General features: G+C 57.2%; 13 protein-coding genes and 1 rRNA gene. 9 read left to right on the forward strand and 5 right to left on the reverse strand.

All coding sequences use genetic code 11. The annotated features are described in order from the left end of the window. Positions 1 to 33: 33 nt before the first annotated feature. Both rrf and QMK52_RS14140 read left to right on the forward strand, forming a co-directional pair. Positions 34 to 149: ribosomal RNA gene (rrf, locus tag QMK52_RS14135) — 5S ribosomal RNA — on the forward strand. 317 nt (positions 150 to 466) lie between these two features. Then, positions 467 to 1,846 (forward strand): MFS transporter, encoded by a 1,380-nt coding sequence (locus QMK52_RS14140; RefSeq protein WP_005790600.1) that lies wholly within the window; start codon positions 467 to 469, stop codon positions 1,844 to 1,846. 57 nt (positions 1,847 to 1,903) lie between these two features. On the opposite strand, the gene QMK52_RS14145 is transcribed toward QMK52_RS14140, so the two are convergent. The 4 genes from QMK52_RS14145 to flgA all read right to left on the reverse strand — a co-directional run bounded on the left by QMK52_RS14145 (position 1,904) and on the right by flgA (position 4,490). Next, positions 1,904 to 2,653, reverse strand: coding sequence for a flagellar brake protein (locus QMK52_RS14145; RefSeq protein WP_005790597.1), 750 nt, complete (start codon positions 2,651 to 2,653; stop codon positions 1,904 to 1,906). A gap of 96 nt (positions 2,654 to 2,749) precedes the next feature. Next, positions 2,750 to 3,220 (reverse strand): flagellar protein FlgN, encoded by a 471-nt coding sequence (locus tag QMK52_RS14150; RefSeq protein WP_320402994.1) that lies wholly within the window; start codon positions 3,218 to 3,220, stop codon positions 2,750 to 2,752. A 48-nt stretch (positions 3,221 to 3,268) separates the two neighbouring features. Next, positions 3,269 to 3,592, reverse strand: a complete 324-nt coding sequence (gene flgM, locus QMK52_RS14155; protein ID WP_005790593.1) for a flagellar biosynthesis anti-sigma factor FlgM — start codon at positions 3,590 to 3,592, stop codon at positions 3,269 to 3,271. Positions 3,593 to 3,734: 142 nt separating this feature from the next. Then, positions 3,735 to 4,490, reverse strand: a complete 756-nt coding sequence (gene flgA / locus QMK52_RS14160) for a flagellar basal body P-ring formation chaperone FlgA (protein WP_005790591.1) — start codon at positions 4,488 to 4,490, stop codon at positions 3,735 to 3,737. 74 nt (positions 4,491 to 4,564) lie between these two features. Here flgA and QMK52_RS14165 point away from each other — a divergent pair, with 74 nt between their 5' ends. The 7 genes from QMK52_RS14165 to QMK52_RS14195 all read left to right on the forward strand — a co-directional run bounded on the left by QMK52_RS14165 (position 4,565) and on the right by QMK52_RS14195 (position 10,881). Beyond that, the gene (locus QMK52_RS14165) at positions 4,565 to 5,497 is read left to right on the forward strand and encodes a chemotaxis protein CheV (RefSeq protein ID WP_005790590.1); all 933 of its coding nucleotides are present in this window, start codon (positions 4,565 to 4,567) and stop codon (positions 5,495 to 5,497) included. A 42-nt stretch (positions 5,498 to 5,539) separates the two neighbouring features. Next, positions 5,540 to 6,367: a protein-glutamate O-methyltransferase CheR gene (cheR, locus tag QMK52_RS14170; protein WP_005790588.1), complete on the forward strand. Its 828-nt coding sequence runs from the start codon at positions 5,540 to 5,542 to the stop codon at positions 6,365 to 6,367. A 308-nt stretch (positions 6,368 to 6,675) separates the two neighbouring features. Beyond that, the gene (gene flgB / locus QMK52_RS14175; protein ID WP_122732292.1) at positions 6,676 to 7,083 is read left to right on the forward strand and encodes a flagellar basal body rod protein FlgB; all 408 of its coding nucleotides are present in this window, start codon (positions 6,676 to 6,678) and stop codon (positions 7,081 to 7,083) included. Between the two features lie 3 nt (positions 7,084 to 7,086). Next, positions 7,087 to 7,530, forward strand: a complete 444-nt coding sequence (flgC, locus tag QMK52_RS14180; protein WP_005790586.1) for a flagellar basal body rod protein FlgC — start codon at positions 7,087 to 7,089, stop codon at positions 7,528 to 7,530. 16 nt (positions 7,531 to 7,546) lie between these two features. After that, complete coding sequence (gene flgD / locus QMK52_RS14185) at positions 7,547 to 8,266, forward strand: flagellar hook assembly protein FlgD (protein ID WP_005790585.1); 720 nt, start codon at positions 7,547 to 7,549, stop codon at positions 8,264 to 8,266. A gap of 31 nt (positions 8,267 to 8,297) precedes the next feature. Then, a complete protein-coding gene (gene flgE, locus QMK52_RS14190) occupies positions 8,298 to 9,614 on the forward strand; it encodes a flagellar hook protein FlgE (RefSeq protein ID WP_320402995.1) in 1,317 nt (438 codons plus the stop codon). A 175-nt stretch (positions 9,615 to 9,789) separates the two neighbouring features. Then, on the forward strand, positions 9,790 to 10,881 hold the full coding sequence (locus QMK52_RS14195) for a hypothetical protein (RefSeq protein ID WP_320402996.1): 1,092 nt from the start codon (positions 9,790 to 9,792) through the stop codon (positions 10,879 to 10,881). A gap of 92 nt (positions 10,882 to 10,973) precedes the next feature. Here the strand turns inward: QMK52_RS14195 and QMK52_RS14200 are convergent, their stop codons facing one another. Then, a complete protein-coding gene (locus QMK52_RS14200; protein ID WP_005790579.1) occupies positions 10,974 to 13,868 on the reverse strand; it encodes a ribonucleoside-diphosphate reductase subunit alpha in 2,895 nt (964 codons plus the stop codon). Between the last annotated feature and the right edge of the window lie 465 nt (positions 13,869 to 14,333).

Consider the following 14,333-nt stretch of genomic DNA (forward strand, 5'->3'; position numbering starts at 1 on the left):
AGGCCAACTGGTCACGACTCAGTACCCGAATTTCTTGACGACCATAGAGCATTGGAACCACCTGATCCCATCCCGAACTCAGCAGTGAAACGATGCATCGCCGATGGTAGTGTGGGGTTTCCCCATGTGAGAGTAGGTCATCGTCAAGATTAAATTCCGAAACCCCTGTTTGCTAACGCAAACAGGGGTTTTGTTTTGGGCGGTTGAAAAGTACCGAGCTATTCAATACCCACAGCTTTTTGCAAAGCCTCAAAGATCAGTCGAACCTTGCAGCGCTTCAGGGTTCACAGCAGGGGCGTCATGTATTTATCTCTACCGTTGTGTACCTACAGACACAGGTGCAACGTCTGAGCTCTTATGCAAAATAATCCCCGGAAACAGGCCGCACCGCCTGTCCGGACCCGACCACCCGGACTATCATGCCGATAGCCCAATCCCTTACCGCAAGGAGCCGCTCGGAACGCCGATGCGCCAGATCTGGAAATCTTTTCGAGCCCTTTATTTCGCCTCTTTGATGATGCTGATTGGCTCCGGCCTGCTCAGTACTTACCTGGCCTTGCGCCTGGCGGCAGACAATGTCGACAGTTTGTGGGTCGGTGCGCTGATGGCCGCCAACTATTTTGGCTTGGTACTGGGCGGCAAGATCGGGCATCGCCTGATAGCCCGCGTTGGACATATTCGTGCCTACGCGACTTGCGCCGGAATCGTCGGCGCGGCAGTGCTGGGTCATGGCTTGATTGATTGGCTACCTGCCTGGATCGTGCTGCGGATAATCGTCGGCCTGGGGATGATGTGCCAGTACATGGTTATCGAAAGCTGGCTCAATGAACAGGCGGATGCCAAGCAGCGTGGCGTAGTGTTCAGCGGCTACATGATCGCGTCCTACCTCGGGTTGGTACTGGGGCAGTTGATCCTGGTCATGCATCCTCACCTTGGGCTTGAACTGCTGATGTTGGTCGCGTTGTGTTTTGCGTTGTGCCTGGTGCCTGTGGCCATGACCCGACGCATTCACCCCGCGCCCCTGCACCCGGCCCCGATGGAGCCCCGTTTTTTTATAAAGCGTGTGCCACAGTCTCTCAGTACGGTGCTGGGCGCGGGCTTGATCGTTGGGTCGTTCTACGGTTTGGCGCCGCTCTACGCGTCTCAGCAGGGGCTGACGACTGAGCAAGTCGGCTTGTTCATGGGTAGCTGCATTTTTGCCGGCTTGGTCGTTCAGTGGCCGCTGGGATGGCTATCGGACCGCTATGACCGCGCGCTGTTGATTCGCTGCTTTGCGTTGTGCCTGGCCGTAACAGCGTTGCCGCTGGCGATCATGACTCAAGTACCGCTGGAAGTGCTGTTTGTGGCAGGCTTCTTCTGTTCGCTGGTGCAGTTCTGCCTTTACCCATTGGCAGTGGCTTTTTCCAACGATCATGTAGAAGGTGATCGTCGGGTTTCGCTGACGGCCATGTTGTTGGTGACCTACGGCATAGGCGCCAGTATCGGCCCACTGTTGGCGGGTGTCGTGATGAAGTTGTTCGGCAGCCAGATGCTCTACGCGTTTTTCAGTTTGTGTGCGTTGATCCTGGTATGGCGCATCCGTCCCAAAGCAGTGACCAACCTGCACCAGGTCGACGACGCCCCGCTGCATCACGTAGCGATGCCTGACAGCATGTCCAGTTCACCGCTGGTAGCAGCGCTCGACCCACGGGTGGATGAGCAAGTGGTGCAGGAGCAGATGCAGGTCACTGTCCCTGACCCGGAACCCGAGCCAGACCCGGTAACTGATGAGCCAGCCAATGAAGAGCCGCAGGAGCCGGTAGACCCGGATGAACATCCCCATGACTTGAGCAGGGCACGCCCCTGAATGAAAACGGGCAGTTCCTATCAGGAACTGCCCGTTTTTTATTTCAGCGTCTAAACCTTAAAGATCATCGTCCTTGTCGAAGCGCCGAGCCTCGCGCTGCAGCTGGTAGACAAAACGCTCCACCTGGCGCTGCACCAAACCACTCATGTTGTGAAAACGCACGCCAGCAAAGGTCGTGTTGATCTTGTCTTCGAAGTGCAGGTAGCGCAGTTCGACGGAGGTGGTCATGCTGCCAAAGGGCAGGGCGGCGATAAAGCGGTCATAGACCTGGCCCAACTGAAGGCGCTCGGAGATATCGCCTTCAAAGCGCAATTTGCAGCCAGTGGCGGAAATGTCCAGAAGTTTGCCGCTGATCGGTGCCTTGAGCTTCTCGCCGCCCAGTTCGATATTCACCAATTGCGCAAGTTTCAGTGCGGCGCGAAATGCATTGCGCCGCTGATGATAAACCACCTCGTCAGGCATGCTGCCGCTATAGATACGGTGGCCGTCTTTTTCGCTGATGTTCAGCGTGCCATTGCTTTCCCAGGCAACCCGTACACCTTCATGGAAGCCTTCGATACGAAAGGGTTCGCCGTTCTCGAGGTAGCGCTCACCGTCTCGGGGGATCATTTCATCCAGGGCCAGCGTTTTGCTGTCCCGATCAATATCCACCAAATAGCTCTGAAAGCGCTGGCTGCGTTCGTGGAAAGTGATGATCAGCGGATCATGGCTTTCTTGCAGCATCCGTAATGTGCTGGCGACTTCCAGAGGCGTAGTGAGCACCTTCGGTGGCTGCGGTGCATCTTCCGCATTAGGGGCGTTGAACACGGTTCTTCCATCTCCAGACAAAGTACGACTACACGCAAGAACCGGCATTTTGCCAGTATGTAGCGCTCCTTGGATAGGTCGCGCTGTAAACCGGTGTCAGGCTTGGCTGCGGGTACTTGGCTTGACCAGGCGAGAGGTGGAGCCTTGGGCGTTGTACAGGGCCGGAGGCTCACCACCGTGCAGTATGCGCAACTGATTGGCGGTCGTGGCTTGCTGAAGCTGGATTGATTGGCCGTTGAGCAGGTTGGCTTCCTGGCACTGGGCAAGCAATTGATTGAGTTCTTTGCTTTGCGCCAGTAATTGATCACCGACCGAGGAGTGGCTAGCCAGTTGTGCCAGGCCTTCGTGATCGGCAGGCAGGCCCAGGCTGATGAGTATCTGGCTGCGCTTCTTGCCGTGTTGTTCGAGCAACACAATCAGCGACTGCTTGCGCGCCAGGATTTCTTCGAGCAAGGGCATGTCCCGGCCGTACAGGGCCAGGGATTCTTCCTTGAGCAGCTCAAGCAACTGGTGCGTTGGCGCCAGATCATCAATGATCAGTTGAAGCAGATGTTCGTCGGGGTGCATGGCTGGCCTTGGGTTTTAAGCGTCCAAAAGCCCTGCGCAGGCTTTTGCCTAGCGCTCGGCTTCGAAGTTAAGCAGCTTATTGGCTACACGGCTGCTGTCGACTTTATAGCTGCCGTCGGCGATGGCCTGTTTCAACTCAGCCACGCGAGCTTTATTGACAACCGGCTGATCACGCAGCGAGTCAGTGACCTTCTGCAACTGTTGAGCCTCATTGCTCAGGTGTACCGATTCCCCGCTCTGGCTGGCGCTGGCCTGCTCTGCCTTGGCGGGCAAGGGCTGGGACTTGGCTTCTACGCTGTCCTTGACACCGTTGGTGCGCGTATTGCCCGGCAAAGCCTGGGTGTTATTCAAACGACTGAAATCAATGACCATGGTGAAAAAACCTCTGGGTATTTGGACGCTTGCCATGTTTTCGGCCATACCCGGGCAAACTTTAGGCTCGATTGACAATAAACCTGTACCGCTCGACATCCAACACACAGTGTAGGAAAAGCCGGCCTGTGATTCCAGTGATCTATAAAGCGACCTCGACCTGACCAGGCGCCGTGACCCGCGCCTTGATCACGCGATTGGAGTTGAGATTCTTGACGCGAATCTGCTCGCTCATGCCGCCATTGGACAGTGCCTCCCCTGGCATCCTTACGTTCAGCCCGCCACTGCTGGCCGAAATCACCACCTGGTCACCCTTGCGAATCACTTCAGCCTGTTCCAGGTGAACCAGTGTGATGACCTGATCGGTGACCATTGGTCGGGTGAGTCTCTGCCCGATAGCCTGATCCACTGAGGTCAGGTAGCCCTGGTTGATCAGGCTGATATCGCGCTCGCGCAGGGCCACATCCTCGTAGCCGATGATGCCGGTGCGTTTCAACGGCCGCGCGACCACTACCACATCGCGGAACAGCTTGACCTGAGCCGGCACGAATACCGTCCAGGGCGAGGCGCCTTCACAGCGAACTTTTACCGTTACGCGTCCGATGGGCTGGGCAGGGCTTTCCAGCGTGGCTGTCAATTCCTTGTCGCACATCGGCATGCGCAAGCGCGGGTCCAACTGGCTGACCTGAATTTCATAACGTCCCGGCGTCTGCGTGGTCGCCAGATAATCTTCTACAGTGAATTCAAGAAAACCTTGGGTGACGCCGATAAGGAGATCAGGCAGGGTGACATTGTCGGCGCGTGCGGTAGCGCCAATGCTCAAGGCAAGCAGCGCCATCACGGCGCAGAACAGCCTGCGGTGGCTAGGGCGTCGGGAAACTGTCGTTTTAATATCCATATTTAATAAATAGCAAAGCTCGTGCCGTTTAGTGTTGGGTGCGCGTCGTACCCCCAGGATTTAGGAGTCAGGGCATGGCAGGTGTAATGGATTCAGTAAACCAGCGCACACAGCTGGTAGGGCAGAATCGCCTGGAGTTGTTGCTTTTTCGCCTGGATGGCAAACAGTTGTATGGCATCAACGTATTCAAAGTGCGGGAAGTGCTGCAATGCCCAAAGCTGACGATCATGCCCAAGTCCAGCCCAGTGGTGTGTGGTGTAGCCAACATCCGTGGCGCAACTATTCCCATTCTTGACCTGGCGATGGCCACGGGCTCGGCGGGTTTGCAAGACCGCCAGAACCCCTTTGTGATCATCACCGAGTACAACACCAAGACCCAGGGTTTCCTGGTGCGCTCGGTGGAGCGTATCGTCAATATGAACTGGGAAGAGATCCATCCGCCGCCCAAGGGCACCGGGCGCGATCACTACCTGACGGCGGTGACACGGGTCGATAACCAGTTGGTCGAAATCATCGACGTGGAAAAAATCCTCGCCGAAGTGGCACCCACCTCGGAAACCATCTCTGTGGGTGTGGTGGATGCCGAGACTGCACACAAGGCGGTGTCCCTGCGCGTATTGACTGTGGACGACTCCTCAGTGGCGCGCAAGCAGGTCACACGCTGCCTGCAGACCGTTGGTGTAGACGTGGTGGCCCTCAATGATGGTCGTCAGGCCCTGGATTACCTGCGCAAACTGGTGGACGAAGGCAAGAAGCCCGAAGAAGAATTCCTGATGATGATCTCCGACATCGAGATGCCGGAAATGGACGGCTACACGCTCACGGCCGAGATACGCAACGATCCACGCATGCAAAAACTGCATATCATCCTGCATACTTCGTTGTCGGGGGTATTCAATCAGGCAATGGTCAAGAAGGTTGGTGCTGATGACTTTCTGGCCAAGTTCCGTCCTGATGACCTCGCATCCCGGGTAGTCGACCGGATCAAGGCAGCAGATCACGGCTAGGGGATTTCCCCCGGCGATCACACGATTTAAGAGGCGGTATCATTGTCTACGGGTAATTTGGATTTCGAACAGTTCCGGGTCTTCCTGGAAAAAGCCTGTGGCATATTGCTCGGTGAAAACAAGCAGTACCTGGTATCCAGCCGTCTCAACAAACTGATGGAACAGCAGGGCATCAAGTCCCTGGGTGAGTTGGTCCAGCGGATCCAGGGGCAGCCGCGCAGCGGGCTCAAGGAAATGGTGGTCGATGCAATGACCACCAACGAAACCCTGTGGTTTCGCGATACCTACCCCTTTGAAGTGCTCAAGAACAAAGTGTTGCCGGAAGCCATCAAGGCCAGCCCGGGCCAGCGCCTGCGCATCTGGTCGGCGGCCTGTTCGTCGGGGCAGGAACCCTACTCGATCTCGATGTCCATCGACGAGTTCGAGCGAACCAACATGGGCCAGTTGAAAGCCGGCGCGCAAATTGTTGCTACCGACTTGTCCGGCACCATGCTTACCAACTGCAAGACCGGTGAGTACGACAGCCTGGCCCTGGGCCGCGGTTTATCCCAGGAGCGCCTGCAGCGTTACTTCGACCCCAAAGGCGCCGGGCGCTGGGCGATCAAGGCACCGATCAAGAACCGCGTGGAGTTTCGCTCGTTCAACCTGCTCGACAGCTACGCCAGCCTGGGCAAGTTCGACATGGTGTTCTGCCGCAACGTGCTGATCTATTTCTCGGCCGAAGTGAAGAAAGACATCCTGCTGCGCATCCACGGCACGCTCAAGCGCGGCGGTTACCTGTTCCTCGGCGCTTCCGAAGCCTTGAATGGCCTGCCGGACCATTACCAGATGGTGCAGTGCAGCCCGGGGATCATCTACCAGGCCAAGTAAGTCGCACGCAGTTAAAGTGTGGGAGGGGGCTTGCTCCCGATAGCGGTGGTTCAGTTGATGTCTTTATCACTGATACACCGCTATCGGGAGCGAGCCCCCTCCCACATTTGTTTCTGCGGCAACGTTGAAGAAAGCGGCAACTCCCCATTGCCGCTTTACTGGCGCCACGCGGAAACCCGTTGCCGCTTTTCTGGCATAGTCGCCGGCACCTACCCTCGAAACCCTTGATATACGGGCTCCTGAAAGACTGGCACGCACCTTGCTATAACCCTGCTAACGAACAGCAGGTCAGCCTAAAGGTTTCCGCCATGAGCATCAGCTTCGATAAAGCGCTCGGTATCCATGAACAAGCCCTGGGCTTTCGCGCCCAGCGTGCCGAAGTCCTGGCCAATAACATTGCCAACGCCGATACCCCGAACTACAAGGCTCGGGACCTGGACTTCTCTGCCGTGCTCGCCGCACAGCAAGACAAGACCAGGAACGGCACCTTCGCCTTGAACATGACCAACAGCCGTCATATCGAAGCGCAAGGCCTGAGCAAGGGTGACGAGTCGTTGCTGTATCGCACGCCGATGCAGCCGTCGATCGACCAGAACACCGTCGACGCGCAGTTGGAGCAATCGAACTACGCCGAGAACTCGGTGAATTTCCAGGCCAGCTTTACCCTGCTCAACAGCAAATTCAAAGGGCTGATGTCAGCCCTGCGTGGAGAATAAGCCATGTCCCTGTCCAGTGTTTTCAATATTGCCGGCAGTGGCATGAGCGCGCAGACCACGCGTTTGAACACCGTCGCCAGTAACATCGCCAACGCCGAGACCGTCTCTTCGAGCATTGACCAGACTTACCGTGCCCGTCACCCGGTGTTTGCCACCATGTTCCAGGGTGGCCAGGCCGGTGGCAGCGATTCGTTGTTCCAGAACCAGGACGCAGCCGGCTCCGGCGTGCAGGTGCTGGGTGTGGTCGAAGACCAGAGCAACCTGGAGGCCCGTTACGAGCCCAACCATCCGGCCGCGAACGAAAAGGGTTACGTCTACTACCCCAACGTCAACGTGGTCGAGGAAATGGCTGACATGATCTCCGCCAGTCGTTCGTTCCAGACCAATGCGGAAATGATGAACACCGCCAAAGCCATGATGCAGAAGGTCCTGACCCTGGGTCAGTAATAAGGGGCGCCAAATAATGGCCATCGTTGATACGTCAAACAACACGGCAGTCCAGGACCTGTTCAATTCCAAGGTCAAGGACGCTTCGAACAATGTCTCGAATGTTTCCAAAGCAGCCACTGGCAACCAGGCGTTGGGCAAGGACGCATTCCTGCAGTTACTGGTAACCCAGCTGAAAAACCAGAACCCGCTGTCGCCCCAGGACAACGGCGCGTTCGTGGCCCAACTTGCCCAGTTCAGCAGCCTGGAAGGCATCAACACCCTGAACGACTCGGTGAATAACATCTCCAGCAACTTCAGCTCTTCGCAAGCGCTGCAGGCTTCATCGCTGGTGGGGCGGTCGATCATTATCCAGACCGACAAAGCCATGGTTGATACCAGCAAGAGCATGAACGGTTCGGTAGAGGTGCCATCGGCGGTGGGCAACGTTTCCGTCAAAATCACCGACAAGGACGGCAACGTCGTGCGCACCGTGGATATGGGCGCGCAGAGTGCCGGCAGCCAGAGCTTTATCTGGGACGGCAAGAACGACAAGGGCGAGGTCGCCCCCGCCGGCACTTACACCTTCAATGCCAGCACCAAGAACGACAAGGGTGACTCGGTTTCCCTGGCCACCTCGCTGCCAGCCACCGTAACCAGCGTGACCTTGAGCAAGACCGGCGGCGAAATGCTGCTCAACCTTGCAGGCGGCATGGGCAGCGTCAAGCTGTCGCAAATTCAGACTATCGGTACATAGAGCCGGCTAAATACGGCAGAGGGAGAGAAACATGTCTTTTAATATCGGCCTTAGCGGCCTCTATGCGGCCAACAAACAACTGGACGTGACCGGCAACAACATCGCCAACGTTGCGACCACCGGCTTCAAGTCATCTCGTGCGGAATTTTCCGATATTTATGCGGCTTCCAAACTTGGCACTGGCCAGAACACCATCGGCAACGGTGTGAACCTGGCGGCGGTGTCGCAGCAGTTCACCCAGGGCGACGTCAACGGCGGTGGCGGCATCCTCGACATGGCGATCCAGGGCGGTGGTTTCTTCGTGCAGAAGGGTGGCGACGGCTCGCTGGAATACACCCGAAGCGGTGCTTTCCGTGCGGACAAGGACGGCTACATCACCAACAACACTGGCACTTCGCGTCTGCAGGGTTACGCTGCGGACGAGAATGGCAAGATCAACAAGGGTGGTCTGGTCGACCTGCAACTGAACCTGGCGAACCTGCCACCGAAGGCGTCCACCAAGGTGGATTCGGCCAGCAACCTTAACTCCTCGTCGCCGGTAATCGACCAGACCAAGAACCCCTTTGACCCAACCAAGTCAGAAACCTTCACCACGCAATACGGCACTACATTGTATGACTCCCAGGGCAACGCGCACCCGATGGTTCAGTACGTGGTGAAAACCGGTGCCAACGAGTGGCAGTCCTACACCTTGATCGATGGCCGTAACCCTGACGGTTCGCCTCCGACCGGTACCGGGCCTGATGTGAAAGCGCCAGTGCCGTCGACCCTGGCTTTCGATGGTGCCGGTAATCTCAAGAGCATCGTGACCGGTGGTGTTGCCGGCAACACCCTGACCATTAAGGATTGGGTACCCGGTACAGTGACCGACGGTGTCTGGAAGGCCAACGATGCGTCAGCGAACAAGGATGGCATCGCTATCAACATGGGCAATGTCACCCAGTACAACTCGGCCAGCTACCGCAACCCGCCGGTCACTGACGGTTATGCCACTGGCCAGATCACTGGCCTGAAAGTCGACGGCAGCGGTGTATTGTTCGCGACCTTCAGCAACCAGCAGAGCAAAGCCATCGGCCAGATTTCCCTGGCCAGCTTCAACAACGAGCAAGGCTTGCAGCCGGCTGGCGGTACTACTTGGAAAGAGACCTTCGCATCGGGCCAGCCGGGTTACGACGCGCCGGAAGCTGGCACGCTGGGTTCTATCAAGGGCTCCTCTCTGGAAGCCTCCAACGTCAACCTGACCAACGAGCTGGTTGACCTGATCAAGGCCCAGAGCAACTACCAGGCGAACGCCAAGACCATCTCCACCCAAAGTACCATCATGCAGACCATCATTCAGATGACCTGATACCGTCGCTCAACACGCGCACAAAAAAAGCCCCTCGATCGAGGGGCTTTTTTTGTGCGCGTGTTATTTGTTTACCGCCTGTTTCATCTCGCCTTGCTGCTGGAACGCCCAACGCCCATTGCGCCACGGACGAGTCACGGGCGCATGCCGCCCATGGATCAGCAGGGAGAGATGCATGGCGATTTACGAGCAGTGGGAAGGGGCACCATCAGGAAGTTATTGGTTTGTCCTGAATAACGATAGTGCGGGCTTATACGGACGCACGAGTCAGCCGGATGATCCCGGAAAAACCCAAGACACCGACGCTGAGTCAGTCAGGCAACTACTCAGCGAATTGATGGATGCCGAAAAAACCTCCAAGAGCCAGACCGCTCAAGACCTTCGCGACAAGCTGAACGATAAGCGCGAAGAACTCGGTGACGAAAAATTCAAAGAGATCATGAACGAGCTGATGGAGAAGGCTGACGTCTCTTGGTTGGACTTTCTGCGGCGCTTGATGAAATTGTGGTTCCCGGAACAGGATGATGCATCGCCAACTCCCTCACCGCCTTCCCCTGGCCCATCGCCAGGTGGTGGAGGTGGCGGCGGTAGGCCGAACCCCGACAATTTCGGCCCCAGCGAGCCCATGAGTAATCTGCCGATTACCGAAGGCTCCAAGCACTTCAACTACAAGCCTGATCAAAGTAACCCAGGGAAAAAACCATACAATATCTGGAGTGGCTTCAGCCAGGGGCCGGACGGCAATTGCGTCACCGTTTCAGCGATCAAGGGCGCAATGATGAAGTTTGGTCAGAAGCCCACTGACGTTTTCAAAGAGGTTAAAGAAACGGCGGATGGCTATCAGGTGACCATGCGCGATCAGTTCAAACTTGATTTGTCCAAGGATGAGTTGAAGCAGGCGGCCAGGTACGCACAGTTCAAGGGCGATAATCCGCAGATGTTGACTGATGCTAACTTCATGTTTGCTGCAAGTGCCAAGCGTGCACAGCTGGAAGGGAATGGCCTGGATGACAACCCGAATACCTCGAAGTTAAGTTTCGCCCATGCGATGCAAAGTCTGAATAACGGCGAAATGCCCCACGAAGCGTTGAATCGCCTGGGGTTGAAAGGGCTTTACAGGCAGTCTTCGAGCAGTGAGCTGGCGAGCGGTAAGCTCGGTGTCGTGGCCTATGATCGCCACTCGATGGCGGTCATCGATGGGCGAGTGGAGTTGTGGGGAAGACGAGGTGGCGCGCCGAAGCAGGGTATTGCCTACGCCTTTCTCTAGGGCGATAAACGAAAAAGCCCGATAAACCCTGTGCAGTCGGGGTCTATCGGGCTTTTTCAATCCAGGGCGTTCAAGCCCTGGACTGATTCAGCTTATTGGCAAGCTTCGCAATCCGGCTCGTCAATCGCGCAGGCCTTTGGCACAGGTGCCGGACCGGCAGGAGCTGCGAGAACCGAATCATCACCATGGTTGCCGCTGGAAACAGCGTTCAACTTACCGGTGTTGATGGTCGACTTCTCGGTGCTGGTCGCGGCCAGGGCACGGAGGTAGTAAGTGGTTTTCAGGCCACGGTACCAAGCCATGCGGTAGGTCACATCCAGCTTCTTGCCCGAAGCGCCGGCGATGTAGAGGTTCAGCGACTGAGCCTGGTCGATCCACTTCTGACGGCGGCTGGCGGCGTCAACGATCCACTTGGTATCCACTTCGAAGGCGGTCGCATAGAGCTCTTTGAGTTCTTGCGGGATGCGTTCGATCTGCTGCACGGAACCGTCGTAGTACTTCAGGTCGTTGATCATGACCGAGTCCCACAGGCCGCGGGCTTTCAGGTCACGAACCAGGTATGGGTTGATCACGGTGAATTCGCCCGACAGGTTCGATTTCACATACAGGTTCTGGTAGGTCGGTTCGATCGACTGCGACACGCCAGTGATGTTGGCGATGGTGGCGGTCGGTGCGATGGCCATGATGTTGGAGTTACGAATACCTTTCTGCACGCGGGCACGAACCGGCGCCCAGTCCAGGGTTTCGTTGAGGTCAACGTCGATGTACTTCTGGCCACGGGCTTCGATCAGGATCTGTTGCGAGTCCAGCGGCAGGATGCCTTTGGACCACAGCGAACCCTGGAACGTCTCGTAGGCGCCGCGCTCGTCGGCCAGGTCGCAGGAAGCCTGGATCGCGTAGTAGCTGACCGCTTCCATGGATTTGTCGGCGAACTCGACCGCAGCATCGGAACCGTAAGGGATGTGCTGCAGGTACAACGCGTCCTGGAAGCCCATGATGCCCAAGCCAACTGGACGATGCTTGAAGTTGGAGTTCTGCGCCTGTGGCACCGAGTAGTAGTTGATGTCGATCACGTTATCGAGCATGCGTACGGCGGTGTTGACGGTGCGTTCCAGCTTGGCGGTGTCCAGCTTGCCGTTGACGATATGGTTCGGCAGGTTGATCGAGCCCAGGTTGCAAACGGCGATCTCGTCCTTGTTGGTGTTCAAGGTGATCTCGGTGCACAGGTTCGAACTGTGGACCACGCCCACGTGCTGCTGCGGGCTGCGCAGGTTGCATGGGTCCTTGAAGGTCAACCATGGGTGGCCGGTTTCGAACAGCATGGACAGCATTTTGCGCCACAGGTCTTTGGCCTGGATGGTCTTGAACAGCTTGACCTTGCCTGGGTACTCGGTGAGGGCTTCGTAGTACTCGTAGCGCTCTTCGAAGGCCTTGCCGGTCAGGTCGTGCAGGTCCGGTACTTCGGATGGCGAGAACAGGGTCCACTTGCCGTCATCGAAGACGCGCTTCATGAACAGGTCAGGGATCCAGTTGGCGGTGTTCATGTCGTGGGTACGACGACGGTCATCACCGGTGTTCTTGCGCAGCTCGATGAACTCTTCAATGTCCATGTGCCAGGTTTCCAGGTAGGCACACACAGCGCCTTTGCGCTTGCCACCCTGGTTAACGGCGACGGCGGTGTCGTTCACCACTTTCAGGAACGGTACAACGCCCTGGGACTTGCCGTTGGTGCCCTTGATGTAAGAACCCAGTGCGCGCACCGGGGTCCAGTCGTTACCCAGGCCGCCGGCGAATTTGGACAGCATGGCGTTGTCGTGGATCGCGTGGTAGATGCCCGACAGGTCATCCGGCACGGTGGTCAGGTAGCAGCTCGACAGCTGAGGACGCAGGGTGCCGGCGTTGAACAGGGTCGGGGTCGACGACATGTAGTCGAAGGACGACAGCAGGTTGTAGAACTCGATCGCACGGTCTTCTTTGTTCTTCTCTTCAATCGCCAGGCCCATGGCCACGCGCATGAAGAACACTTGCGGCAGTTCGAAGCGGATACCGTCCTTGTGGATGAAGTAACGGTCGTACAGGGTTTGCAGGCCCAGGTAGGTGAACTGCTGGTCGCGCTCGTGGTTGATCGCCTTGCCGAGTTTTTCCAGGTCGAAGGTTGCCAGGATCGGGTTCAGCAATTCGAACTCGATACCCTTGGCGATATAGGCCGGCAGGGCTTTGGCGTACAGGTCAGCCATCTCGTGGTGAGTGGCGCTGTCGGCGACTTTCAGGAAGCCCAGGCCTTCGGCACGCAGGGTGTCCATCAACAGGCGCGCGGTCACGAACGAGTAGTTCGGCTCGCGTTCAACCAGGGTACGGGCGGTCATCACCAGCGCGGTGTTGACGTCGGTCAGGGCCACGCCGTCGTACAGGTTCTTCAGGGTTTCGCGCTGGATCAGGTCACCGTCGACTTCTTCCAGACCTTCGCAGGCCTCGGTGATGATGGTGTTCAGGCGGCCCAGGTCCAACGGCGCAAAGCTGCCGTCAGCCAGGGTGATGCGGATCGACGGGTGCGCTTGTACGGCAGCTTCTTCGGCCGGGGAGCGTACGGCACGTTCCTTGGCGCGCGAATCGCGGTAGATCACGTAGTCGCGGGCCACTTTTTGCTCGCCGGCACGCATCAGGGCCAGTTCAACCTGGTCCTGGATTTCTTCGATGTGGATGGTGCCGCCCGAAGGCATGCGACGCTTGAAGGTCGCGGTGACCTGTTCGGTCAGGCGGGCAACGGTGTCGTGGATGCGCGACGAGGCAGCAGCGGTGCCGCCTTCAACTGCAAGAAACGCTTTGGTGATGGCGACGGTGATTTTGTCATCGGTATAAGGAACGACAGTGCCGTTACGCTTGATCACGCGCAGTTGGCCAGGTGCGGTGGCGGACAGATCCGGATTCGAATCAGCGGCCTGCGGCACGGAGCCTTGCGGGTTCTCGCGAGTTGTGTCGGTTTGCATGGGGGGTTGTCTCCACATTCTATATTTATTTGGGCACCATCAAGGTGCCCACCGTTCCGTCCTGAAGCACTTACAGCAGGCCAGGGCCTGGCATAACAACTTCGGGACAGGAGGAAGGGAGCTCATCGCGCCGCTTCCATGCCGAAGTCTTTGGCTTGGGGCCGGGAGCCCTTCGCCGTATTCCTGCTGGGTGACAGTGGCCTGGTTCAAGCCCTGCAACACCCGTACCGTCTTCAGCCAAGCGGGCTTGAAAACGGCTGCCATCCGCGTGCGCGGTTTGGGCTTTGAAAAAATGCTTTGGTTCAACCAAACGTGAGCAAGAAAGCGCTTGAGTTTCTGGTCTGACTTGTGTTTGGTTTTTTCGCTTAAAACCCTACATGTAGGGTTTTTTTAGCGCCGAGGTACAAGATAATGCGTTTTTGGGGGGTTAGCAACGCACTACCTGTGGATAACGCTGTGAGTAAA

The organism is Pseudomonas sp. P9_2 (assembly GCF_034008255.1).
In the GTDB taxonomy this organism is placed as follows: Bacteria; Pseudomonadota; Gammaproteobacteria; order Pseudomonadales; family Pseudomonadaceae; genus Aquipseudomonas; species Aquipseudomonas synxantha_A.

Coding starts and splice junctions, on each gene's coding strand:
- QMK52_RS14140 (WP_005790600.1), top strand. CDS start 467: ATGCGCCAGATCTGGAAATCTTTTCGAGCCCTTTATTTCGCCTCTTTG.
- QMK52_RS14150 (WP_320402994.1), bottom strand. CDS start 3,220: ATGCACCCCGACGAACATCTGCTTCAACTGATCATTGATGATCTGGCG.
- flgM (WP_005790593.1), bottom strand. CDS start 3,592: ATGGTCATTGATTTCAGTCGTTTGAATAACACCCAGGCTTTGCCGGGC.
- flgA (WP_005790591.1), bottom strand. CDS start 4,490: ATGGATATTAAAACGACAGTTTCCCGACGCCCTAGCCACCGCAGGCTG.
- QMK52_RS14165 (WP_005790590.1), top strand. CDS start 4,565: ATGGCAGGTGTAATGGATTCAGTAAACCAGCGCACACAGCTGGTAGGG.
- flgB (WP_122732292.1), top strand. CDS start 6,676: ATGAGCATCAGCTTCGATAAAGCGCTCGGTATCCATGAACAAGCCCTG.
- flgC (WP_005790586.1), top strand. CDS start 7,087: ATGTCCCTGTCCAGTGTTTTCAATATTGCCGGCAGTGGCATGAGCGCG.
- flgD (WP_005790585.1), top strand. CDS start 7,547: ATGGCCATCGTTGATACGTCAAACAACACGGCAGTCCAGGACCTGTTC.
- flgE (WP_320402995.1), top strand. CDS start 8,298: ATGTCTTTTAATATCGGCCTTAGCGGCCTCTATGCGGCCAACAAACAA.
- QMK52_RS14195 (WP_320402996.1), top strand. CDS start 9,790: ATGGCGATTTACGAGCAGTGGGAAGGGGCACCATCAGGAAGTTATTGG.
- QMK52_RS14200 (WP_005790579.1), bottom strand. CDS start 13,868: ATGCAAACCGACACAACTCGCGAGAACCCGCAAGGCTCCGTGCCGCAG.